At 35.7% G+C, this 25,399-nt stretch carries 16 protein-coding genes; 12 read left to right on the forward strand and 4 right to left on the reverse strand.

From position 1 onward, the window contains the following. Nucleotides 1-5: 5 nt before the first annotated feature. The 4 genes from ACNO7W_RS04730 to ACNO7W_RS04745 all read right to left on the reverse strand — a co-directional run bounded on the left by ACNO7W_RS04730 (nucleotide 6) and on the right by ACNO7W_RS04745 (nucleotide 2,969). Entirely contained in the window at nucleotides 6-476 is a 471-nt protein-coding gene (locus ACNO7W_RS04730; RefSeq protein ID WP_417937230.1) for a heme-binding domain-containing protein, read from the reverse strand. Nucleotide 477: 1 nt separating this feature from the next. Next, on the reverse strand, nucleotides 478-1,188 hold the full coding sequence (locus ACNO7W_RS04735) for a DUF3347 domain-containing protein (protein ID WP_417937231.1): 711 nt from the start codon (nucleotides 1,186-1,188) through the stop codon (nucleotides 478-480). A gap of 166 nt (nucleotides 1,189-1,354) precedes the next feature. Next, on the reverse strand, nucleotides 1,355-2,182 hold the full coding sequence (locus ACNO7W_RS04740; RefSeq protein WP_417937232.1) for a heavy metal-binding domain-containing protein: 828 nt from the start codon (nucleotides 2,180-2,182) through the stop codon (nucleotides 1,355-1,357). A gap of 418 nt (nucleotides 2,183-2,600) precedes the next feature. Beyond that, on the reverse strand, nucleotides 2,601-2,969 hold the full coding sequence (locus tag ACNO7W_RS04745) for a hypothetical protein (RefSeq protein WP_417937233.1): 369 nt from the start codon (nucleotides 2,967-2,969) through the stop codon (nucleotides 2,601-2,603). An 80-nt stretch (nucleotides 2,970-3,049) separates the two neighbouring features. Between ACNO7W_RS04745 and ACNO7W_RS04750 the strand changes: the two genes are divergently transcribed. From ACNO7W_RS04750 to ACNO7W_RS04805, 12 genes are all read left to right on the forward strand, one after another. Then, on the forward strand, nucleotides 3,050-3,337 hold the full coding sequence (locus ACNO7W_RS04750) for a family 20 glycosylhydrolase (protein WP_417937234.1): 288 nt from the start codon (nucleotides 3,050-3,052) through the stop codon (nucleotides 3,335-3,337). 313 nt (nucleotides 3,338-3,650) lie between these two features. Continuing rightward, nucleotides 3,651-4,661, forward strand: a complete 1,011-nt coding sequence (locus ACNO7W_RS04755; protein ID WP_417937235.1) for a LacI family DNA-binding transcriptional regulator — start codon at nucleotides 3,651-3,653, stop codon at nucleotides 4,659-4,661. A 574-nt stretch (nucleotides 4,662-5,235) separates the two neighbouring features. Beyond that, nucleotides 5,236-8,355: a SusC/RagA family TonB-linked outer membrane protein gene (locus tag ACNO7W_RS04760; RefSeq protein WP_417937236.1), complete on the forward strand. Its 3,120-nt coding sequence runs from the start codon at nucleotides 5,236-5,238 to the stop codon at nucleotides 8,353-8,355. A gap of 21 nt (nucleotides 8,356-8,376) precedes the next feature. Continuing rightward, entirely contained in the window at nucleotides 8,377-10,281 is a 1,905-nt protein-coding gene (locus ACNO7W_RS04765; protein WP_417937237.1) for a SusD/RagB family nutrient-binding outer membrane lipoprotein, read from the forward strand. Between the two features lie 777 nt (nucleotides 10,282-11,058). Further along, nucleotides 11,059-13,056, forward strand: coding sequence for a beta-mannosidase (locus tag ACNO7W_RS04770; RefSeq protein ID WP_417937238.1), 1,998 nt, complete (start codon nucleotides 11,059-11,061; stop codon nucleotides 13,054-13,056). A gap of 222 nt (nucleotides 13,057-13,278) precedes the next feature. Further along, the gene (locus ACNO7W_RS04775) at nucleotides 13,279-15,543 is read left to right on the forward strand and encodes a GH92 family glycosyl hydrolase (RefSeq protein WP_417937239.1); all 2,265 of its coding nucleotides are present in this window, start codon (nucleotides 13,279-13,281) and stop codon (nucleotides 15,541-15,543) included. Between the two features lie 303 nt (nucleotides 15,544-15,846). Continuing rightward, nucleotides 15,847-18,129, forward strand: coding sequence for a GH92 family glycosyl hydrolase (locus tag ACNO7W_RS04780; RefSeq protein ID WP_417937240.1), 2,283 nt, complete (start codon nucleotides 15,847-15,849; stop codon nucleotides 18,127-18,129). A gap of 4 nt (nucleotides 18,130-18,133) precedes the next feature. Next, nucleotides 18,134-19,594: a glycoside hydrolase family 125 protein gene (locus ACNO7W_RS04785; protein WP_417937241.1), complete on the forward strand. Its 1,461-nt coding sequence runs from the start codon at nucleotides 18,134-18,136 to the stop codon at nucleotides 19,592-19,594. A gap of 62 nt (nucleotides 19,595-19,656) precedes the next feature. Beyond that, the gene (locus tag ACNO7W_RS04790) at nucleotides 19,657-20,745 is read left to right on the forward strand and encodes a glycoside hydrolase family 18 protein (protein WP_417937242.1); all 1,089 of its coding nucleotides are present in this window, start codon (nucleotides 19,657-19,659) and stop codon (nucleotides 20,743-20,745) included. Nucleotides 20,746-20,867: 122 nt separating this feature from the next. Beyond that, complete coding sequence (locus ACNO7W_RS04795) at nucleotides 20,868-21,950, forward strand: sulfatase-like hydrolase/transferase (RefSeq protein WP_417937243.1); 1,083 nt, start codon at nucleotides 20,868-20,870, stop codon at nucleotides 21,948-21,950. A gap of 102 nt (nucleotides 21,951-22,052) precedes the next feature. Beyond that, nucleotides 22,053-24,374: a family 20 glycosylhydrolase gene (locus ACNO7W_RS04800; protein WP_417937244.1), complete on the forward strand. Its 2,322-nt coding sequence runs from the start codon at nucleotides 22,053-22,055 to the stop codon at nucleotides 24,372-24,374. An 81-nt stretch (nucleotides 24,375-24,455) separates the two neighbouring features. Further along, nucleotides 24,456-25,358: an ROK family protein gene (locus tag ACNO7W_RS04805; RefSeq protein WP_417937245.1), complete on the forward strand. Its 903-nt coding sequence runs from the start codon at nucleotides 24,456-24,458 to the stop codon at nucleotides 25,356-25,358. Nucleotides 25,359-25,399: the final 41 nt, after the last annotated feature.

A 25,399-nucleotide genomic window follows, 5' to 3' on the forward strand; every position in this document is an offset into this window, starting at 1 on the left:
AATGTTTAGTGTTTTGATGAAAGACTATCTTCCGTTTTATTAAACCAATCGATTACTTCCTCTTTTTGAGTAGTGGTAAGTACAGCATTTCTATGGATTAAAGTATAAGAGGACAAAGGCATTTCATTAGATTTTATTTGTTTAACTATAGCTTTTAGTTTGTTTTCTTGTTTTCGCTTTGAATACTTTCCAAATTCACTAAAGTTTAAATTTTCCTTACCTTCCTCTATGTGTTCTTCCATAAAAAATCTTGCAGGTTGAATATACGAATACCAAGGATAATTAGTATTGTTACTATGGCAGTCAAAACAAGAAGTTTGCAAAATAGTTTGCACATTGTCAGGTACTTTATACACTTTGGTAATATGTTGAGGTAAAATCTGCCCGTTATCAATATTACGTGAAGGCTGATACAATTGTACCAGCAAAAAAAGAATAAACCCTATTAATACTGTTTTACTGATGATTGATTTCATTTTACAATTCCTTTTTCACAGTACCACACCCCATCATTTTATTTCCGTAATATGGGTTTTTAATATCTTTGGTTTCACTGATCCAGATTGCCCCTTTTCCATTATCATACATTGGGCAAGAATCCTGAAATAGTTTTTGTTTTGTACCAAAGACTTTTATTAAATCATTGATATCTTCACTCAACATTGCGAAATGTTCTCTTTGATGGTCAATTTTTCCGGCGTTATCACCAATATGCTCAGCGTGCTCTTTAGCATCATCTGCAATGTCAAGATATTCTTTTTTCAATTTTGCTTCTATTGCACTAGGATTTATGGCATTAAAAGTTGCGTACAGTACTTTTCCAGCGTTTCCTGCATTTTGTGTATCGTCTTTAGTTAGTGCATTTTTCACTTTTAAATAGTTATTTATAATTTCATCGATACTAAATTGAGTATGTGTTACTGGTGCTGCGGTTGATTCAGCTGTTACATCGGTTGGAGTATTTGAAGTTGACTTTGTTGATTGTACTGCAGGTTCTGTTAATTCCATTCCACATTTAGGGCATTTGTCGCCTTTCTTTCCCGTAATTTCGGGATGCATAGGACAGGCATAAAGCTGCGAAGAGTTTTCGGTTGTTTCTGAATTAGTTGTTTTGGCTTGTTCGTTTTTTTGGTTACAGGAAACCATCATTAATGTGATCGCTAGGGCTGAAAGAATTATGTATTTCATTTTATTTTATTAAATTGTTAAAAATGGTATTATTTAAATTTGGCAATTACCCTTTTATTTTGGAACATCACTATCCTTTTTAATTGTAATTAAAAGCGCACCGTCATAATTGGTACGATGCGCATTGAATTAAACTAAAAGGGAATTTAAAATTTATGCGACGGGATTATTTTTTGTCGCCTTCTTTTTTAATCATTTCCATACCGCATTTAGGGCATTTTCCTGGTTTGTCAGAAGTTGTACTATCCATTTTACAAACGTATTTAGTCACAATTTCTACACCTGCCTGACTTCCCTTTACAGCATGTTTATATTTTTTTTCAGTGGTTTTTACCATTTCCATTCCACATTTGGCACACTTTCCGGGATCTGAACTCACCTCATTAGGATGCATGGAGCAAGTATAAGTTGTTTCTTGAACGTCGTCAGTTTTAGTCATATCCATACCGCATTTAGGGCATTTTCCTGGTTTATCAGAAGTTGTACTATCCATTTTACAAACGTATTTAGTCACAATTTCAACACCTGCCTGACTTCCTTTTACAGCATGTTTATATTTTTTTTCGGTAGTTTTTATCATTTCCATACCACATTTGGCACATTTTCCGGGATCTGAACTCACCTCATTAGGATGCATAGGGCAAGTGTAAGTTGCTTTTTGGACTTCGGTTTTAGTCATATCCATTCCGCATTTAGGGCATTTTCCTGGTTTATCAGAAGTTGTACTATCCATTTTACAAACGTATTTAGTCACAATTTCAACCCCTGCCTGACTTCCCTTTACAGCATGTTTATATTTTTTTTCGGTAGTTTTTACCATTTCCATACCACATTTGGCACATTTTCCAGGGTCTGAACTCACCTCATTAGGATGCATAGGGCAAGAGTAAGTTGCTTTTTGAGCTTCCTTTTGCGAAGGTTGTGAGACCTCTTGAGCTTCAGCCAATGAATTTACTGCTAAGAATACGCTTAGTACGATAATTAATGTTCTCATTTTTCATTTTTTAAAATTTAACTTGATTATTTCTGCTATTTAGTCACAATTCATTAATTAGAGAATTGCAGTAATGATTTTTAATTGTATTTTTTTTGTTAAACCAACCTGCTTTTGTAAATGGTCAATATTGATAATAAGTTGGCGTTTTAGTTTTAGTATTTCTAATTCGTGCATTGGCTCCTCCCACTGAAAACAATATGGTTATTGTTTTCAATGTTTTTGTAATTTATTTGATATCTACTTTATTGTTTTTTAATAAGTGTTTACCAATATTCTGTTTGAATAACTCTAAATAGAAGAACTAAACAATAGTAATTAAGCTATGATTTAATAATTGTAATTAGCAAAAAAAGCAAATAATTTTAAGGGAGAATTGCTCTCAATTTGACATAATTATGGCTGTCAAAATTGGGATTTAGCTTATTTTTGGTATAATCCAAATAGAATAGAAACCAGAAGAAACGAAGGTCTCTGATTGATAAAATCTCAATTTCTCTACCGAAAAACTGAAATTATTATTTTTAAAATCAATATCAAAAGTATTGATTATACTAAACTGAAGAATCGAAACAGCAGTACAGGCAAAATGTCCACATTTACCGCGACATTCTTTTGTGCAATTATCGCTTTTATCGCAACAAGATTTTTTCTCTGTTTTGGAGGCAGTTTCTTTTTTGCAACAGGTTTTTTCAGTTTTAATTTTATTTCTTCCACACGCAAAGCCATTACTTGGCATCAAGAAAATGCCAAGGGTAATGATTAATATTATCTGAATTTTTTTCATTTGTACTCTACAAATATTCATATAAAGTTAGCTAAATTATATTGATAGATCACTAAACATTTGTTAAAAACTTTTAATGCTTGTCCTTTAGATACATTACAGTAATACCGGAAATTGAGATTTCAGGTCACAGTAGTGCTGCAATTGCTGCCTACCCAATGTTAAGTTGTTTTCCAAATCAAAAAAGAGATCTTCCTGATAACATGATTTCTGAAAAAAGTAAACAGGAATTGGTAAACGGAAAGGTAAAACTAGTACAAGAAACATGGGGCGTTTTTACGGATGTATATGCTCCAACGGAGTACACCTTTAAATTCCTGGAAGATGTTCTCGATGAGGAAGAAACGATACGAAATGTGGAGAACTAATTATTTTAAAGAAAAAGAATAATATCCTGCTAAACAGTTTGGTTTATTAAACAATCTTGATAATACCCTCAGGAAGAAAGTGTTGTTTTATCAGATGGCGATTAGTCGGAAATCAAATTTTAATGCGAATTTGTTTATTATTCAGTTATAGGGATATATCTGTAAATGTCCTCAATTACTGTGTTTTTGTTTGTTTATTAACTTTAAAAAAATAATTCTTTAAAAAAAATATTTACTAAAACGATTTTGTAACTATTTTTATATATATTTGTGACAGAATTAATAACAGTTTAATACAAAATTAACGCGCTAAATGAAAAAAATCACTATTAAAGATATTGCCATGGAAGCTAAGGTTTCTATCTCTACGGTATCTTTTGTCCTTAACGATAAGGGTGAAAAAATGAACATTAGCAAGGCTGTTATTAAAAAGGTGCAGGATGTTGCTGAAAAGCTACATTACAGACCTAATATGATTGCGAGTAGTCTTCGTACAGGAAAGACAAGATCGATTGGTCTTATTGTTGAGGATATTTCGAATCAATTTTTTTCCGATCTCGCGAGGGTAATAGAGGACGAGGCAAAAAAGCTGGGTTACAGGGTTTTTTATTGCAGTACCGGTGATGATGATGACCGTTCTGATGAACTGATACAAAGTCTTCTTCAGGCAAATGTGGATGGCTTTATTATTACTCCAACAGAAAAGTTGGAAAAAAGTATCGATCACCTTATGAAATTAAAAAAACCTGTGGTATTGATTGACAGGTATTTTCCGGGGCAAAATGTTAGTCATGTTGTTATGGATAATTATGAAGGGGCTTATTCCGCAACACAATTTCTTATAAAGAACGGGCGTCGTACTATTGCTTTAGTTAATAATACATCAGGAATGATTCAGATGCAATTAAGGGAAAAGGGCTATGTTGATGCAATGAAAGAGGCGGGACTTTACAATGAATCCCTTATTCTTCATTTAGATTATCATAGTAATGAAGATACTAAAATTGAAGCCATAGTTCATTTTTTTGAAAAGAACCCTGGGATTGATGCAGTGCTCTTTTCTGCTAATTATATGGGTCTTGCGGGACTACAGGCTTTTCGTAAAATGGGTTTAAAAATACCGGAGGATTTGTCGATTATCAGTTTTGATGATCATTATAGTTTTAGATTGCATACACCACCAATATCTGTTATTGAACAACCCATTGATGCTATTGCGGTAAAAGCTGTTGAGATGCTTATGGATCAAATGATGGATGATAGGGATTTTGTGATAGAGAAGGTGCTTCAAAAAGGGAGACTAGTTATAAGGGAATCGGTATAATTTAGATTAGGATTAGTCATTTTAGAGTAAAAAATGACGGTTCGTTTTTTTTTATCAAATTGCTAAATCGATTTAGTAATTTAAATATGATCTTATTCGAAGTGGAGGTTATTTAAAAGATGAAAATGTAGCTGATTTTCATTTACTTATTAAGTAAACATAGTTGTTTCATACAATTTTTATAAAGTATTGGAATAACTATTTAGGAGTTGAAAATTCATATTGTTTTTTTGTTAATCGCAAAATCGATAATTGCTCTATTCTATTTTTGATTGAGAGATGGAATAGCTTAAAAAACAGGAAATCTGGATGCTATTTTTATTTGCGAAATCGATGTAGTTGCTCAACTCGATTTTTGTTTAGTAAGAATAGTAAGCTATTTTAAAATATTGAAATGCAACAATTTTTTTCTTCCAATTATTAAATCGATTTAAGCAATCGATTTATAGTATTTAAAGTGCAAGAAATTAGAGTAGGATCTGAGAATTTATTAGAGTTCTATTTTAAAATTAAGTTCTTATTTTTTTTATTAATATTTTAAAACAAAACCAAAAACAAACTAAAACAATTGCTTATGAAACGAATTTTAGCAGTGTTAGGATTGGTTATGCTCAGCTGCTTTGGCGCAATAGCACAAAACCGATCCATAACAGGCGTAGTAGCGGATGCAGGAAACAAGGGTGTTGTTTCTGCAACCATAAAGGTAAAAGGGAAATCCATCAGTACAATAACAGATTCGGACGGGCACTTTGCGGTGATGATCCCTTCGGGTAAAGTAACCCTGACAATATCATCTATCGGGTTTACTTCAAAATCAGTAGATGTTACTGAAAATGAAAATAATATTACTGTTGTGTTGGCTGAAAACACACAAGAGTTAGGGGAAGTTGTAGTAACGGCTTTGGGAATCAAAAAGCAAAAAAAATCGTTAGGTTACGCCGTTCAGGAAATAAAAGGAAGTAGTCTGGTAGAAGCCAGAGAACCCAATCTGGCTAATGCGCTAACTGGAAAAGTAGCAGGTTTACAGGTAGTACGTTCCAGTGCAGGTCCTGGAGGATCTTCAAAATTGGTTTTGAGAGGTTTTAATTCCTTGACAGGAGATAACCAACCTTTGATTGTTGTGGATGGAGTACCTATGGACAACTTTACGGGTGCTTCCAATAATGATTATTGGAATCCAAGTCTTGATATGGGTAATGGTATCGCTGATATCAATCCTGAAGATATTGAAAGCCTTTCGGTATTAAAAGGGCCTTCTGCCGCGGCTCTTTATGGCTCTAGAGCAGGTAATGGAGTAATTTTGATTACTACTAAAACAGGTAAAAAGCAAAAAGGATTGGGAATTACTTTTACTTCTTCTGTTGGATTTGAAAGTATTTTTACCAGACCCAAACAGCAAAATGATTTTGGTCAGGGTTCTGATAATGTAACTGATCCGCGTTCTAATTCAAGTTGGGGACCTAAAATTGCAGGGCAAAATTTGGTAAATTGGAATGGAGTAAGTGAGTCTTTGGCTTCTTATGATAACGTAGGTAATTATTTCAGTGGTGTCGGAATTACTAAAAACAACAGCGTTTCGTTTCAACAATCCATTCAAAAAACATCTATTTATACTTCTTTCAACCGCATGGAGGATCAGAGCATGATTCCTGGCGCTAAATTGGGCAGAACGAACTTACTGGCAAGAGCAGTAACTAAATTTGGTGAGGGTGATCGCTGGACTGTAGATACTAAAGTTCAATATACCAATGCAAAAGCAAACAATAGACCTATAGGCGGACCAAATGTCTCTAACAACCCATTTCATTTGTTGAACTTGTTTCCTAGATCGGTTGATATTACCCAATTCAGCGATGCTGCCGATGCTGCCGGTAATATGATTTGGTTTGGAGGCGGAAGTGGAATTAATCCGTATTGGGCTAAAAAATTCAATATTAACGAAGACATAAGAGATCGTTTTATGATGAACGCCTCGTTAAAATATGATATAACAAGCTGGTTGAATGCCGAAATCAAAGCAGGTGCCGATATGTACACCAATAGCTCAAATGCCAAAACGTATGCAGGCAGTCCTTTAACTCCCACAGGAAGATATAGTTCTGGAAAAGGTACATTTACCGAAACGAATTACCAAGCTTTGTTGATTGCCAAAAAAGATGATCTTTTTGGAAAATTTGGAGGTATGGCTACACTAGGAGGTAACTTGATGGATCGTAAATCGTCTTCAATTGGTGCTAGTGCAGGTCAATTGGTAGTGCCTAATTTATTTTCATTAGGTAATGCTGAGGGGAATCCAAGTGTTGGAGAGAGATTTAGTAAAAAATCAATCAATTCTGTTTTTGGATCGGCCCAGCTTAGTTACGATGGCTATTTGTACTTGGATGCCACTTTTAGAAATGACTGGTCTTCTGCATTAAGTAAGAAAAACCGTTCGTTCTTTTATCCGTCAGTAAGTCTTTCGTATGTGTTTACGGATATGTTTGCGGCTATGAATACCGATTTGCCAGAATGGTTTACCTATGGTAAATTAAGGGCCAGTTATGCATCAGTAGGGAATGACTTAGATCCTTATCAGTTAGAGAATGTTTATGGAATAGGGAAGGATCCAAATGGTAATACAACAGCTTCAAGAGGTAATATTTTGTTTGATGAGAATGTGAAAAGTGAGTTGATTAAATCAACAGAATTTGGAGCAGAATTGCGTTTTTTCAAAAGCAGGTTTGGTGTTGATGTGTCGGTTTACAAATCCAATGCTACCAATCAGTTGTTAAATCTTCCAATGGATCCATCAAGTGGTTATAGCGCTAAGAAAATTAATGCCGGGGACATTCAGAACAAAGGAGTTGAATTGGTGGTAGATGGAAAGATTTTGACCAATCAAAATTCATTATTGTGGAATGTTTCTGCTAATTTCTCTACCAACCAAAGTAAAATTGTAGCACTTGCTGAAGGGGTAACACAATACACTTTAGGAGGGTTTGATAACATTTCTGTTGTCGCTGAAGTAGGTAAGGCTTATGGAGAAATCTATGGTAGTAAATTTTTAAGAGTTACTGATGAAACGAGTCCTTCATTCGGGCAACTGGTTATAAATGCAACTGGGCTGCCACAAAAAGCCAATGGAGCTCCGGTAAGTTTAGGAAATCAGCAGGCAAAAGCTATGCTTGGTCTAACTAATACATTTGGGTATAAAGGAGTGTCTTTATCGTTTTTGATTGACGCCAGATTTGGAGGCAAAATGTTCTCAGGTACATTGGCAGATATGCAACAAAGCGGAACCGCATCTGTAACTGTTGTAAACGGATTAAGAGATGATATCGTGGCAGATGGAGTTGTCGTGAGCGGTACAGGTTATGCACAAAACACCAAGGCAGTAAGTCCTCAATTGTATTGGGGCGCAATTGCTGGAGCAGACAACCTAGGTATAACGGAAGCTAATATATATGATGCAAGCAACATTCGTCTAAGAAATGTTCAGTTAAATTATGATTTTCCTTCTAAATTTTTAGCTAAAACGGCTATACAAAAGGCCAAAATTGGGGTTTCCTGCAATAATGTTTGGATGATTAAAAGTCATATGAATGGACTTGATCCAGAATCTGTTTTTGCTACCGGTACCAATGCGGTAGGTTTTGAAAATGGAGGTGCGCCAACCGTTCGTACCTTTTTGGTAAATCTGGCATTGAGTTTTTAATCAATTATAAAATTTTATAACATGAAAAATATATTTAAAAAATCAAGTATAGCTTTAGCAATGGTAACATTGCTGGCTTCTTGTGAAAATTTCGATGAGATTAACAAGGACCCTAATGCCGCAACTGCTGATCAGGTACAAATTGAGTATTTCATAAATAACTCCATTATTGGGGCGCAAATGGATCCTCATATAGCCGAAAGAGCTTTTGTGCTTTATTGGAAAACGGCAGGACATCAGCAATTAAGGACAGGTATATCTGGCGGAAATCTTGATGATGGTTGGTCTGGCGATTATTACAGCTATATTTCAGGTTGGTTAAATTCGGCAAATACCGCTATTCAAGTAGCTGAAGAGAAAGAGGCTAAAGGAAACGTAAAAGCATACTCCAAAAATCTAATTCAGGTTGCGCGTATCTGGAGAGTTTATCTGATGAGTGAACTTGCCGATAACTTTGGACCTATAGCCATTAACGCATTTCAAGGAACAAATCCGGAATTTGTGGATTTGAAAACTGTTTACTATTTCTTGTTGGCAGAACTTAAAGACGCTTCTGAAAAATTAGATGTTGCGGTTGTAAATCCTGATCTCTTAAAGAAACATGATCCTGCTTTTGAATATAATTACGTAAAGTGGAGAAAGTATGCTAATTCCATGCGTCTTCGTTTGGCAATGCGTTTGTCTGAAGTAGATCCGGCTAAAGCAAAATCTGAATTTGAGGCTGCGGCCAGTGGAGATTTGATGACTGGTACTGCTGATACGTTTCAAGTACAAGAAAAAGGGGGCTGGGATGCTTTGACTGGGGTAATGAGTCGTGAATGGAATCCGCAATTGATGTCTGTAACATTAAATAACCTGTTTGTAGGTTTAGGTGGTGTGAAATCAACTGATCAATTAGCCTCTTCTTTTCATGCCAGTGTAAAACCGGCTAATTATATCGGATTAAAATTTGCGGATCATTTTTCAATGAAAACGAATGAACCGGCAGCGGGATATTGGTTAGACGGTTTGCCAAATGCGATAGACCCTCGTGCCTATAAAGCATTTAATATTCCTGGTGATTTCACCAATTCAAATTTCTCTGGTTATCCTTCATGGGATAATGATTCAGAGACTACAACACAAACTTTAATAAATGCTAGTGGCGCAGTGGTTAAAACAATTGACGCAAAGAATACCTGGAATGCTTTCGCGGCGGGAGACTGGGGAGCGTTGGGCAGTAAAAATAGAGTAAGAGCCTTCAATGGCACCATGCCACGTTTGTCTCAACAGTTCAGAGGTAGTGCAAGTAAACGTATCTTTTTTGCTCCATGGGAAACCTATTTCCTGTTAGCCGAAGCAGCTGTTAAAGGTTGGGCTGTTCCAATGAGTGGTAAAGATGCTTATGAGGAGGGAATCAAAGCGAATTTTACCTATTGGGGTGTTTCTTCTCATTTGAGTGCTTACCTTGCTTCGGAAGATTATAACAGAGCAGGTACTTCTGTAAGTTGGACACACACTGCAGAACCTTCTACAAGCTATGCGATGAATTACGTAGACGGTTATACAAATTTACCTGGAGTAGCTACAATTTTATACCCTAAAAATACTTTGTATAAAAATGGAGCTGTGAAAAATGATTTATTGACAAAAATTATAACCCAGAAATTCATTGCACAAACTCCTTGGTTGCCATTAGAAACATGGAATGATCATAGAAGATTAGGATTGCCTTTCTTTGAAAATCCTGCAATTGAAAATGCTCTACCAAATTTACCGGCTTTAAATGCATCTAACTTTATGGCTAATCAGGTGAATTTCTTCCCGCAACGATTGAAATATCCGTCAGGTTTGAGAAATTCAAATGTAAAAGGGTATGCACAAGCGGTAGGATTTTTAGGAGGTACAGATGATGTATTGACTCCGCTTTGGTGGGCTAAACACTAAATGATTTAGAATGCAAAATAAATAAAATGAGTCGGGTAGCATATACCTGCCCGGCTTATTTTTTTAATAATAAAAGGCTTATTTGTAAGAAACGAGAAAGTACAAAAAGATATTAGTACTTCCCTAAAGCCACAGTCATAAAGTCTTGCTACATTTCATAAAAATTGGCTGTACCAAAATGGTGAGATTCAAAATGTAGATTTTACACTCATTTACTGGCTTTTGGACTTTAAAAACTTTAGGATTTGCGACTTCTGGGTTATTTGTAAGGATTAATAAAATGTTTTTAATCTCTTTTTTTCGCAACAGACAAAATTGTTCTCTGCTGAAAAAAATGGAATTATGAGCAACGATCTTTTAAAACCAATCTAAAAAAGCTTCATTTGTTGCGAATACTTTTATATTGATGTTAGTTTTGCCCTAAGCAAGTATAAAAAAGTGCTAGGTTTATATTTAATCAACAACGTATATTTCATATAGAATATGCTTTTAGAAAATGAAAGTGCTTTTCATTAAATAAAAAAATCAATTTTTACTGTGTATAGTATAATAAAATTGTTTTTTTAAGAGGTAATGTTTACTGATTTTTGTTAGTTATTCTGAAGGAACAGGACCTGAAAGGAGGGATGTTGTTACAAACGATACTCCCTCTTTTATTTTAAGAATGTATTTATAAAATACTAATGAGAATTAAATTAGAAAAATTTTGGGTTCAAAAAAGAAAAATGTAACTTAAAATAAATCAGCACAGTAATAATTTAAAAATACCGAATCACAATGAAATGTAAAAAAGGCTTTTATTGGTTAATCATTATTTGCTTGGCAAACTTGTCCTTTGTGACGAATGCCCAAAATAGTTCAGTAGTTTTAAAAAACGGCTGGCAATTTCGTCAGGAGAAAACGGTAAAATGGAATGCCGCAACAGTGCCGGGAGAAGTGCATACTGATTTGTTGAATAACAAACTCATTCCGGATCCATACTACCGTGATAATGAGAAAAAACTGCAGTGGATTGAGAAAAAAAACTGGGAATATAAAACGTCTTTTCAGATTAGTGCAGAAATTTTAAAGAGAAAAAATACGGAACTTGTTTTTGACGGATTGGATACCTATGCATCGGTTTATCTTAATGGCAAATTGATTCTAAAAGCGGATAATATGTTTCGCCAATGGCGTGTTGATGTGAAAAAGTATTTGCATCCCGGTACGAATAAATTAGTGATTGTCTTTTTATCGGCGCAAAATGTAGTTGATTTACTTGCCAAGAAAGATTTGCCTTTTGTAATTCCAGATAATCCTCGTTTGTATGCTCGGAAAGCACAGTATCATTTTGGATGGGATTGGGGACCTAAATTTACGACTTGCGGCATTTGGAAAGAAGTGCGATTGGAAACTTTCGATGAAAAAACACCAGAGAAGGCATATGTTTTAAATCGTAAAATAGAATTGGTGCAACAACCGGACAGCCTTGGAAAATCATTTTATTTTAAAATCGACGACAAGCCGGTTTATATGAAAGGAGCGAATTATATTCCATCGGATGCTTTTCTTTCGAGAGTTACCAAAAAGGAATATGAAAAGGTAATTGCCATGGCCAAAGACGCCAATATGAATATGCTTCGTGTTTGGGGTGGCGGTATTTATGAAGATGATTATTTCTATGATTTATGTGATAAATACGGAATCAACGTTTGGCAGGATTTCATGTTTGCAGGAACCATGGTTCCCGGAGACAAAGCTTTTTTCGACAATGTAAAAGAAGAAGTTCAATACCAAGTGAAGCGTTTGCGGCATCATCCAAGTATTATTTTGTGGTGTGGTAATAACGAATCTGATGAAGCATTTAAAAATTGGGGATGGCAAAAATCGATGAATATGTCAAAGCAGGATTCGACTCGTTTATGGAAAGATTATGTTCGCTTGTTTCAGGACAGTATTCCAAAATGGGTAAAAGAAGTAGATGATAAGAGACCGTATATCAGCAGCTCGCCATTATTTGGTTGGGGTAAAGAGAAAAGCATTACAGAAGGCGATAGCCATTATTGGGGAACTTGGTGGGGACTGGAAGATATTGAAGTGGTTAAAAATAAAACAGGACGTTTTGTCAGTGAATACGGAATGCAAGCGATGCCGAATTATTCTTCAATAGAAAAATTTACGTCACCTGAAGATCGTTATTTATTTTCGGATGTATTAAAAGCACATCAAAAAGCAGGGAAAGGTTTTACAAAGTTAAACTCCTACTTGAACCGCTATTTTATTGATTCCACCAAAGTGAAAAATATGAAAGTGGCCGATTATACTTATCTTACGCAGTGTTTGCAGCATTATTCGCTAAAGAATATTATTGGGATTCACCGTTCCAAAGCGCCTTATAATATGGGAACTTTAGTTTGGCAATTGAATGATTGTTGGCCTGTGGCGAGTTGGAGTGTTACGGACTATTATAACCGACAACCCAAAGCAGCTTGGTATGCCATGCGGGAAGCGTACCGGGATGATAAAACACCTGAAATAGACCTGACTCGTCCTATAGATTTGAAATTGGAAAATCCTAAAATCAGTTGGACAATTAAAGGAAATGAAATAATAATTAAAGCTCTGAAATCAGCTAAATATGTATATGTGGAAATTAAGGGATACAAAGGAAAATTAAGTACTAATTATATGGATTTGGATGCAGGAGAAGAAAGAATAATTTCGTTCGAAGGGAAGATAATCAAGCCTATTATAACAGTTACGTCATTGTATGATGTGCTTAACAGATACAAATAAAAACTAATAAAATTTAATGTAAGTTGCTGTTTGTAAGTTGGTAATGATTAATTTTAAAACGAAAGCAATACTACAATCCGAACAGGACTAAATGTTGTTTTTTAATCCAACTAATTATAAATGCTGAATCTGCGTAAATCCGTTTAATCCGTGTCATCTGTGTTCCATTTTTTTAGAGAGATCTATTTCTACAGTACGCAAGTCATATAAAACAAAAACAAAATGGTTACAAAATATAAACACATTGTTTTCTCAATAATTATTTTATTCACTTTGCCTGTAACTTCACAGGTAAAAGCTAAAAAACAAAACAGTTTAGATTACACTCAATATGTTAACCCTTTGATTGGTTCTGCTGGTCATGGTCATGTTTTTGTGGGTGCTAATGTGCCTTTTGGTGCTGTACAACTAGGACCAGTAAATGTTTTTGAGGGTTGGGATTGGTGCAGTGGCTATAATTACGCGAGTAATACGATATTGGGATTTACACATACTCATTTGAGCGGGACTGGAATTGGAGATTTGAATGATATTCTTTTATTGCCGGTGTCAGGAAAAGTGCCGCTTACCAAAGGAACAAAAGAAGATATGGTTACCGGTTATGGTTCTTATTTTTCACATAAAAATGAAATTACTAAGCCTGGATATTACAGTGTTTTACTTGATAAATACAAAATAAAAGCAGAGTTAACGGCAACCGAAAGAGTAGGATTTCATAAATACACTTTTAATTCTAGCGATGATTCCCATATTTTACTTGATTTGGCTGATGGTATTGGTTGGGATAAACCAATGAAAACATTCATAAAAAAAACAGGAGCCAAGACCATTGTTGGCTATCGTCATTCGAAAGGTTGGGCTGATGATCAAAGGGTATATTTTACAATGGAATTTTCGGAACCTATTGCGAATATTTCCTTGTATGACAATGTTTCAGCGGTGTTAGGAAATCAAGGAGAAGGTGTCCGAATGAAAGCTGTTATTGATTTTGCAACTTTAAAAAACAAACAGGTTTTAGTCAAAGTTGGTCTTTCTCCGGTGAGTTATGAGAATGCTTCCGCAAATATAAAAGCGGAGATTCCAAGTTGGGATTTTACTAAAACGGTGAAACAAGCCAATTCAAAATGGAATACCGAATTAAATAAAATTCAGATTAAGGCCGATGAAAAAACGATGAAAGTTTTTTACACTTCCTTGTACCATACGGCGTTTGCGCCTTCTATTTTTAATGATGTTAATGGCGATTATAGAGGAACAGATAAAAAAGTATATGAAAAAGCAAATTTCACAAATTATACCACTTTTTCGCTTTGGGATACGTACCGTGCTTTGCATCCTTTGTACACCATTACACAGCCCGATAAAATTAATGATATTGTCAAATCATTTTTGGCAATCTATCAGCAACAAGGAAGATTACCGGTTTGGCACTTGATGGGTAACGAAACCAATACCATGAATGGAAATCATTCGATTGCTGTTATTGTAGATGCGTATCTAAAAGGCTACCGAGATTATGATACGGCACTTGCTTATGAAGCCATCAAGAAAACGGCGATGCAAACCCGTGACGGAATGGATTATGTTCAAAAACTACAATACATTCCTGCTGATACGATGTTAGAAACCGTTGGAAATGCTTTGGAATATGCCATCGATGATTGGTGTGTGGCCCAGATGGCAAAAGCCTTGAACAAGACCGAGGATTTTGCTTATTTTTCAAAAAGAGCCAATTTGTATAAACTTTATTTTGATAAAGAAACAACGTTTATGAGAGGAAAATTAGCCAATGGAAATTGGAGAACGCCTTTTAATCCGCTTTCATCTGCCCATCGCAAAGATGATTATGTAGAAGGAAATGCGTGGCAATACACTTGGTTAGTGCCTCAAGATCCTTATGGTTTAATTGATTTGTTTGGAAGTGAAGATAAGTTTTTAGCCAAGTTAGATGCTCTATTCCTAATAACTGACAAAGTAGAAGGCGAAGAAGCTTCCCCGGATATTAGCGGTTTGATCGGGCAATATGCGCAAGGAAACGAACCCAATCATCATATTCCCTATTTGTATGCCTATGCAGGACAACCTTGGAAAACGGCAAAACTGATTCGGGAAATTGACGATAAATTTTATTCCACAAAACCAGATGGATTATGCGGTAACGAAGATTTGGGACAAATGTCGGCTTGGTATGTTTTCTCGGCAATGGGATTTTATTCGGTTAATCCAGCGAATGGGATTTATATCTTGGGAAGCCCATTGGTAAATAATGCAACCGTAAAAAATAAAGACGGTATTTCATTTACATTAAATGCTATAGATAATAGCAGCACTAATATTTACATTCAGAAAGCGGAATACAATGGGAAACCGTATACAAAATCTTATATCACTCACGATATGATTGTAAAAGGAGGGGAATTGAAATTATATATGGGAAGCAAACCTTCGGGAACTTGGGGAGTGAAAAAAGAGGATAGACCGTTGTAATAGTGTTCAGTATTTAGTGCTCAGTGTTCAGTTATATGTAGTTTGCTCTCTATTTTGGAGAGTCCCAATAGCTATCGGGCAATAACATTAAGTTAAGAGATTTTGACCGTCACTTCGAGTGATTTTAAATATTAATGCGATAGCTTTAATGTTTAAAATAGTATCGAGAAGCCTTAATTAACTGAGAGTTCTCGATACTTCGTAAAAATTTTCTATCGCAAATTTTTACTCAACTCGAACTGACGAATCCTTAACTTAATGATATTGAGCTATCGGTATTAGAAATTATTTTATATTAAAATTATGAAAAAGAATAGTTTGATTTTTGGTTTAATGTTACTCTGTGTTGTTGCAAATGCACAGACCAAAGTTTTAGATCCAGTAGAATATGTAAATCCTTTGATGGGCACACAATCCGTACACAGTCTTTCTAATGGGAATACCTACCCGGCGATTGCAAGACCTTGGGGGATGAATTTTTGGACACCGCAAACCGGTAAAATGGGAGACGGATGGATTTATACCTATACCGCTGAAAAAATTCGAGGGTTCAAACAAACGCATCAGCCGTCTCCGTGGATGAATGATTACGGACAGTTCTCCATCATGCCGGTTACTGGGAAATTAGTTTTTAAAGAAGAGGAAAGAGCCAGTTGGTTCAGTCATAAATCTGAAACTGTGAAGCCGTATTATTACAGCGTATATCTTGCCGATTATGATGTGACTACTGAATTAACCACTACCGAAAGAGCGGCACATTTTCAATTTACTTTTCCTGAAAACCAACAATCTTCTATTGTAATTGATGCTTTTGATAAAGGGTCTTATGTTAAGATAATTCCATCTGAAAATAAAATTATAGGATACACGACTCGCAATAGCGGTGGCGTTCCTGCTAATTTCAAGAATTATTTTGTGCTAGTATTCGACAAGTCTTTTTCATCGAATTATACTTGGAAAGACACTATTTTGGAAAAAGATAAATTAGAAAGTTTAGCCAATCATGCAGGTGCTGTGGTGAGTTTTAAAACTAAAAAAGGAGAGAAAATCAATGTCAGAGTCGCTTCTTCATTTATAAGCCTTGAGCAAGCTGAGTTGAATTTGAAAACGGAATTAGGGAATGCTTCTTTTGAAAAAACCGTTGCGGAATCAAAAGAAGAATGGAATAAAGTTTTAGGGAAAGTAAAAGTGGAAGGTGGCAGTGACGAACAATTCAAAACTTTTTATTCTTGTTTGTACCGTACCGCATGTTTTCCTCAAAAACATTATGAGATAGATTCGAAAGGAAAAATTATGCATTATAGTCCGTATAATGGCAAAGTGTTGCCGGGTTATATGTATGCCGGTACTGGTTTCTGGGACACTTTCCGCGCCTTGTACCCATTACTGAATTTAGTTTATCCTTCCATAAATAAAGAAATGCAGGAAGGTTTGATTAATGATTATAAAGAAGGTGGATTTCTGCCGGAATGGTCCAGCCCGGGATTTAGAAATGTGATGGTGGGAAATAATTCGGCATCCGTTGTTTCAGATGCTTATATGAAAGGATTGCGGGATTATGATATCAATACATTGTATGAAGCCTTGTTGCATGGAGCCAATAATGAAGGGCCAATGGATGCGGTAGGGAGAAAAGGCGCTGCGTATTACAATACTTTGGGTTATGTGCCGTATGATGTAAAGATTAATGAAAATGCGGCAAGGACATTAGAATACGCTTATGATGATTTTGCTATTTGGAAATTGGCGAAAGCCTTAAACCGTCCCAAAAAAGAAATTAATTTGTTTGAAAAACGAATGATGAATTATAAAAACGTTTTTAATCCATCATTCAAACTCATGAGTGGAAGAAATAAAGACGGAAGTTTTCCTGCTGATTTTAATCCTTTCAAATGGGGAGATGCTTTTACCGAAGGGAACAGTTGGCATTACAGCTGGAGTGTTTTTCATGATGTGCAAGGCTTGGTTGATTTAATGGGTGGCGAAAAGGCATTCACTACTAAATTGGACGCTGTTTTTAGTATGCCTCCAGTTTTTGACGAAAGTTATTATGGCTCCGTTATTCACGAAATTCGGGAAATGCAAATCATGAATATGGGACAATATGCGCACGGCAACCAACCTATTCAGCACATGATCTATTTGTATAACTACGCTGGTCAGCCTTGGAAAACACAATATTGGTCCAGAGAAGTAATGAACCGTTTGTACAAACCAACGGCAGACGGATATTGTGGTGATGAAGATAACGGACAAACGTCGGCTTGGTATGTTTTTTCAGCGATGGGGTTTTATCCTGTTTGTCCGGCTACAGAAGAGTATGTTCTTGGAGCGCCTTTATTTAAGAAAGTAACGTTGCAATTAGAAAATGGAAAAGAAGTAATCATAAATGCTCCGGGTAATTCGGAAGATAATAAATATGTTCAGGAATTAAAATGGAATAATTCCACTTACACAAAGAACTATATCAATCATTTTGATTTACTCAAAGGAACGGTATTGGATTTTGACATGAACAATACTCCTAATAATCAAAGAGGAACTTCCGCGAGTAGTTATCCATATTCTTATTCAACTTCAAAATAATACGATGCAAACACGTAGAAAATTTATAAAAAACACAGGAATTTTATCCGCAGGATTGTTGGCAATTCAATCAGAAGTTTTTGCTTCTGAGTCCAATATTTTTAATTTTCCAATGAAGGATTTTGTCAGTAAACGTCCACCATTAGCCGAAAGAAAATTTACCAGTGAAGCGATTGAAGCGGCTATTGTACGAATTAAAAAACAAATTGCAAATCCGGAACTGGCTTGGTTGTTCGAAAACTGTTTCCCAAATACATTGGACACGACAGTCGATTTTGAAATCATCGATGGCAAACCAGATACGTATGTGATTACCGGAGATATTGATGCGATGTGGTTGCGTGACAGTACTGCCCAAATTTGGCCGTATATTCCGTTTGTAAAGGAAGATGAAAAACTCGGAGAATTGGTAAAAGGAGTGATTAACCGTCAGACCAAATGCATTTTGCTTGATCCGTATGCCAATGCTTTTTATAAAGATTTCAACCAAGTAAGCGAATGGAAAAATGATATTACCAAAATGCAACCGGGAATTCATGAGCGCAAATGGGAGATTGACAGTTTGTGTTATCCCATCCGATTGGCGCATGGCTATTGGAAAGAAACGGGCGATATAAGCTTGTTTGACAGCCAATGGAAAGAAGCCATGCTTTTGGTATTGCAAACGTTCAAAGAACAGCAACGTATGGATAATAAAGGACCGTACACTTTTCAGCGTACTACCGCTTGGGCTACCGATGGTGTTCCATTGAGTGGTTACGGTTATCCGGTAAAACCTTGCGGGCTGATTGTTTCTACCTTTAGACCAAGTGATGACAGTACCTTGTTTGGGTATTTGATTCCAAGTAATATGTTTGCCATTGAAGTACTCGGTTATTTAATGGAGATTTTCTCTCTGCCGGAAATTAAGGATACTGATTTGGTTGCCAAAGCCAAAGAATTGCAAGAACAAGTACAGAAAGGATTGAAAGAAAACGGAATCATCAAACACCCAAAGTTTGGAAAAATAATCGCTTTTGAAGTAAATGGATACGGAAGTTTTCACATGATGGATGATGCCAATGTGCCTTCCTTATTGTCATTACCGTATTTAGGAGCGATTCAGCCGGATAGTAGTTTGTATCTTAATACCCGAAAAGTAGTCCTTTCAGAAAATAATCCGTTTTTTTATAAAGGAAAAGCAGGCGAAGGTGTTGGAGGACCGCACACTGGCGCTGATACCATCTGGCCGATGAGTATAATTCTAAGAGCGATTACCAGTGTAGATGAAAAGGAAATAAGAAAGTGTATTAGCAATTTGATAAAAACACATGCCGATACTGGTTTCATGCACGAGTCTTTTCATAAGGATGACGCAACAAAATTTACCCGAAAATGGTTTGCATGGGCGAATACGCTTTTTGGAGAGTTGATTGTTCATACGGGTAACAAGTATCCTCAAATTTTAAGCGATAAGAATATTTAGGCAATATCAATATCAATTTGAAAATCAACAATGTGTGTTCAAAATCAATAAATAATGTAAAAATGAAGAGTATAAAATTCCTTTTTTTGTTACTTCTTGTCACTAATGGTATAACAGCTCAGAGCGATAAAAATATTGCTGTAATTGCATATTACACGGGTGATGATAAACTAATAAATGAGTTTGAGATAAATAAACTGACGCATATTATTTATAGTTTTTGTCATCTGAAAGAGGGTAAATTAAATGTTGATACGGCTAAAGATTCCCTTGCCATTAAACATTTAGTATCATTAAAAGCTAAAAACCCGCAGTTAAAAATTATGTTGTCATTAGGCGGTTGGGGCGGTTGTGCTCCTTGTTCCGATGTTTTTTCTACAGCAAAGGGAAGAGCAGTTTTTGCAAAATCGGTACAAGAAGTCAATACTTATTTTAAGTGTGATGGAATAGATTTAGATTGGGAATATCCCACTATAGAAGGATTTTCAGGGCATTTGTATCAACAAGCTGACAAAAAGAATTTTACGGAGCTTATAACAATTCTTCGCCAAACCTTAGGGAATAAGAATGAATTGAGTTTTGCGGCTGGAGGATTCCAGAAATATTTAGACGAATCTGTTGAATGGAAAAAAATAATGCCATTGGTGGATCGTGTAAATATTATGAGTTACGATTTGGTAAACGGTTATTCAAAAGTAACGGGACATCATACGCCATTGTTTAGTACGAAAAAAGATGAAGAATCTACAGATAAAGCGGTAAGCTATTTATTAAAATTGGGAATACCTGCCAAAAAACTTGTTATTGGAGCAGCCTTTTATACCCGCATTTGGAAAGAAGTATCCAATATTAATAACGGTTTATATCAATCTGGTGAACCAACCGGTGGTGTAAATTTTAAAAAATATACCACTTCATTTACAACAGTTGGTGGTTGGAAATATTTTTGGGATAAAAAAGCAAAAGCACCTTACTGGTATAATGAAAAATCAAAATTATTTGCTACTGGTGATGATATTGCTTCTGTTAAGGCAAAAACGAGCTATGCAATACAAAAGAAACTAGGAGGTATTATGTTTTGGGAACTGGTTTTAGACAGTCCGCGCAATGGGATGCTTGATGCGATATATCAAATAAAAACAGCTAAATAATTCAATTTGGATATTTTATAATCGGTATTAATCCAGTTGAAAACAACAAATTAATTGATTCTGTAAGCGTTTATCAAAAATAACGAAAAAGTATATTATCTATAACTTGATAAAAAAATAAAATGAAGAAAATTGCAGTACTATTGTTGGTTTTTACAAGTGTTATTTCTAATGCGCAACAAGCAGAAAACATCATCATCATAACAACAGACGGGTTTAGATGGCAGGAACTTTTTAAGGGGATGGATTTCTCCATTGCCAATAATCGGAAATTTAATCAGGGTGATAGCACCTACCTTTTTAAAAAATATTGGAGTGATGATGTTGAAGAACGCAGGGAAAAGTTGATGCCTTTTATGTGGTCAGTAGTTGCCGCAAAAGGACAATTATATGGCAACAGAAATTATAACAATAAGGTAAATAATGCCAATCCACACTGGTTTAGTTATCCGGGTTATAGTGAAATAATGACCGGTTATGCCGATCCGGCCATCAATTCAAATGAGTATAAGCCGAATCCTCATGTTACTGTATTGGAGTTTTTAAATCAACAACCAAAATTTAAGGGTAAAGTGGCTGCTTTTGGAGCTTGGGAAGCATTTGATAGAATCTTAAATGAAAAGAGAAGTGGTATTCCGGTAGCTTCAGCATTTGATAAAATAGGTGGAACTAACCCAACTGCGAAACAGAATCTTATCAATAATATGTTGGCTGATTCCTATAAACCTTGGCATTTGGATGAGTGCTTAGATGTGTTTACACAATATGAAGCTTTGGAGGAATTAAAAACCAAGAAGCCAAAAGTATTGTATATCGCCTACGGAGAGACAGATGAATGGGCGCATGGCGGACAATATCGTTCGTATTTAGATGCCGCTCATCAAGTAGACGCATGGATTAAGCAAATATGGGATTTTGTGCAAAATGATCCGCAGTATAAAAACAAAACTACTTTAGTCTTTACAACGGATCATGGCCGTGGGGATAAAATTAAAGCGGAATGGACTAGTCATGGAAGCTCTATACAAGATGCATCCGAAATATGGTTTGCAGCAATGGGACCGGGAATTACTGGCAAAGGAGAACTAAAAACGGAAGGACAATTGTATCAACAACAATTTGCGCAGACTATTGCTAAATTACTGGGATATACTTTTAAGGCCAACCACCCAATAGCCAAAGAGATACCAGAAGTATTGAAATAATTAACCATTTTTAGATCGATCGACTTTAAGTAGTCGAAACCAGTTAAAACATAGAGGGGTGAGAATAGCATCTTTTAGATTATCAAAATAAAAATATAACTTATGAATAGTATAATAAGACAAACAGTTATGGCACTTAGAAGTTCAATTTTAGTATTTCTTTTATTAGTTTCAGTGCTAATGAAAGCGCAACAACAACCTTCCATTATTCCAAAACCCGTTGATCTTAAAATGGGGAATGGTAACTTTACAATTGATGGAAATACGGCTATCCAGTATAAGAAATCACAAAAAGAGTTAAAAGCAACTGCTGATTTTTTGGCATCCTATATTAAAAATATTTCAGGATTTTCTTTAAAATCAAATAAAGCTGCAGCGAAAAAAGTGGAGTTTGTAATTGAAAAAGACATTCAAGAAGAAGGATATCAGTTAACTGTATCTCCAACTGCTATTGTAATTAAAGCGAGCAGCCCAAAAGGTATTTTTTACGGCATACAATCGATATTGCAAACCTTGCCGGCTATACGTACCAATGCGGCTTTGGAAGTGCCGGTTATGCAGGTAAATGATTATCCTCGTTTTAAATGGAGAGGAATGCATCTTGATGTAAGCCGTCATTTCTTTGGTCCCGAGATAATAAAAGAGTACATCGACCTGATGGCATCCTATAAAATTAATGTGTTTCACTGGCATCTTGTGGACGATCAAGGATGGAGAATTGAAATAAAAAAATATCCAAAACTTACAGAAATAGGGGCTTGGCGAGTAGATCACACTACTCTAAATTGGCGAGAAAGACCACAAGCTAAAGAGGGAGAAAAGCCAACTTACGGAGGTTTTTATACGCAAGAACAAATTAAAGAAATTGTAAAATATGCTGCAGAAAGAAATATAACCATTGTGCCTGAAATTGAAATGCCGGGCCATGTAGCTTCTGCAATTGCTTCTTATCCGCAATTAAGTTGTACGCAACAACCGCAATTGCCACTAACGGGAGGTAATTATACTAATATGTCATCTAATTATTGTGCCGGAAATGAAGAAGTTTTCTCTTTTTTACAGGATGTGCTTAGTGAGGTTTTGATACTTTTTCCTTCTACTTATATTCATTTAGGAGGGGATGAGGTAGACAAAGCACCTTGGAAAAAATGTCCCCGCTGTCAGGAAAGAATGAAAGCGGAAGGGCTGAAAGACGAAGATGAGTTGCAGAGTTATTTCATGAAAAGAATGGAGAAGTTTATCATCAGCAATAAGAGAAAGATGATCGGCTGGGATGAAATTTTAGAAGGAGGACTTGCTCCGGAAGCTGCTGTTATGAGTTGGCGAGGTGAAGCTGGTGGAATCGAGGCTGCAAAAATGAAACACAATGTGGTAATGACTCCGGGTTCTCCGTGTTACTTCGACCATTATCAGGCAGGGCCAGAGGGAGAACCTTTCGCCATTGGAGGATTTAATACAGTTAAAAAGGTATTTGATTATGAGCCTATTCCAAAAGAATTAAATGAGGAAGAAGGCAAGTACGTGTTAGGTGCTCAGGGGAATGTCTGGACTGAATTTATTACTACGACGGAACATCTGGAATATATGGTGCTTCCTCGTATGACAGTGTTAGCAGAAGTGTTATGGTCTCCAAAAGAGAATAAAAACTGGGATGGTTTTAATGAACGATTGCAATATCACTTTAAAGGATATGCACAAAAAGGCTTGCATTATTCTCCGGGTAATTTCACGGTAAATATCAAGCCCTCTTCTCAAAACGGACAATTGATGGTGACTCTTTTTTCGGAAGCACTGAACGGAGAAATTCGGTATACCACTGATGGTTCAGAGCCTACCATAAAAAGCGAAAAATACGAACAGCCTATTACCATAAACTCATCTCTTGTATTAAAAGCATCCACGGTTGTAGACGGACAAATAAAAGGATTGCAGGCTGCAAAACAAAATTTTGTGATGCATAAAGCAGTTGGGAGTGCTGTCAAATACACGAATCCGGTAAGCCAACATTATTTGGCCGATGGTCCCAACTCTTTGACTGATGGAGTCAGAGGAGGTAATGCTACAGGCAAATATTGGCATGGATTCAGTGGAAATGACTTGATTGCAACGGTTGATTTAGGTGAAACAAAACCAATTAAAAACATTTCGTTAGGCTTTTTGCAAAATTATGGCAGCTGGATTTTTTTACCACAATCCGTGAAATTTGAAGTCTCAACTGATGGAACTGTTTTTACTGAAATAAAAACGATTAACAACCCAATTGATATTAATCAGAAAACGGTATTATATGATTTTAGCGCCGCATTTACACAGCAAAAAGTAAGGTATATTAGAGTAACGGCTAAAAATAATCTTTGTCCTCCGGGTCATAGTGGAGCAGGAAAGTCAGGATGGTTATTTGTAGATGAAATTATAGCAGATTAAGTGAACGCAGCATAAAGGTGCAATTTTCAAAAAGTTATTGTGTAACTTTTTAAACAAATAGTAAATACAAGAGAAAAATAAATGAATAAAGAATATGCATTAGGGTTAGATGTTGGAGGAACTCACATTACTGTGGCAGTTATAGCTATTAATAAAATGAAAGTTCTTGATTTTTCGTTGCATATAGAGTCTTTTGATTCTAATTTACCAGTAGCTGCCGTTATGGATATTTGGGAAAAAGCCATTCGTACTTCATGGAAGAATTCTGGGATAGAAAAGTTGGAAGGATTAGCAATATGTATGCCAGGTCCATTTGATTATGCAAGTGGCATTTGTTGGATAAAAGGGCAAGCTAAATATGAACATTTTTATAGTTTAAATATTCGGGAACTAATTCAAGAAAGGCTTAATTTGTCTAACGATTTACCAATTCTTTTCGATAATGACGCCAATTGTTTTGGTAAAGGAGAATTTTTTAAAAATGCAGAAAATATTTCAAAAAAAGTAATGGCGGTTACCCTTGGTACTGGTCTTGGAGCTTCTTTTATAGATAACGGTAAAGCAATAGATTCAGGAACTCAAGTGCCAACAGATGGCGAGTTATATAACATTCCATTTAAACAGGGAATTGCTGAAGATTATGTGTCTGCTCGGGGGCTTTTATTTCGTTATGAAGCTGTTAGCGGTATAAAAATCAGCAATGGTCTTGAACTTTTTAATCGTGCTAATGATGGAGATGTTTTGGCTATAAAAGTATTCGAGGAAGTAGGAGAGGATTTAGCCGAAATTGTAATTCCGTGGTTAAGGAGTTTTAAAGCGGATAGCTTTATAATTGGTGGTAAAATTGCAAATGCCAGTGTCTATTTCTTGCCGGCTTTTCAACAAAAAATAAAGAATGCAGGTAGTGAAGTCACTGTTTTGGTTTCAACAGATAATGAAATAGCCGCTTTATTGGGGGCTGTAAGTTTACTGTGTAAAATGTAGTATTTTAATATGTTTAACTTGCTAAAAGAAGTGATTTATTC

This window comes from Flavobacterium sp. ZB4R12 (genome assembly GCF_048276375.1).
Taxonomy (GTDB): Bacteria; Bacteroidota; Bacteroidia; order Flavobacteriales; family Flavobacteriaceae; genus Flavobacterium; species Flavobacterium gawalongense.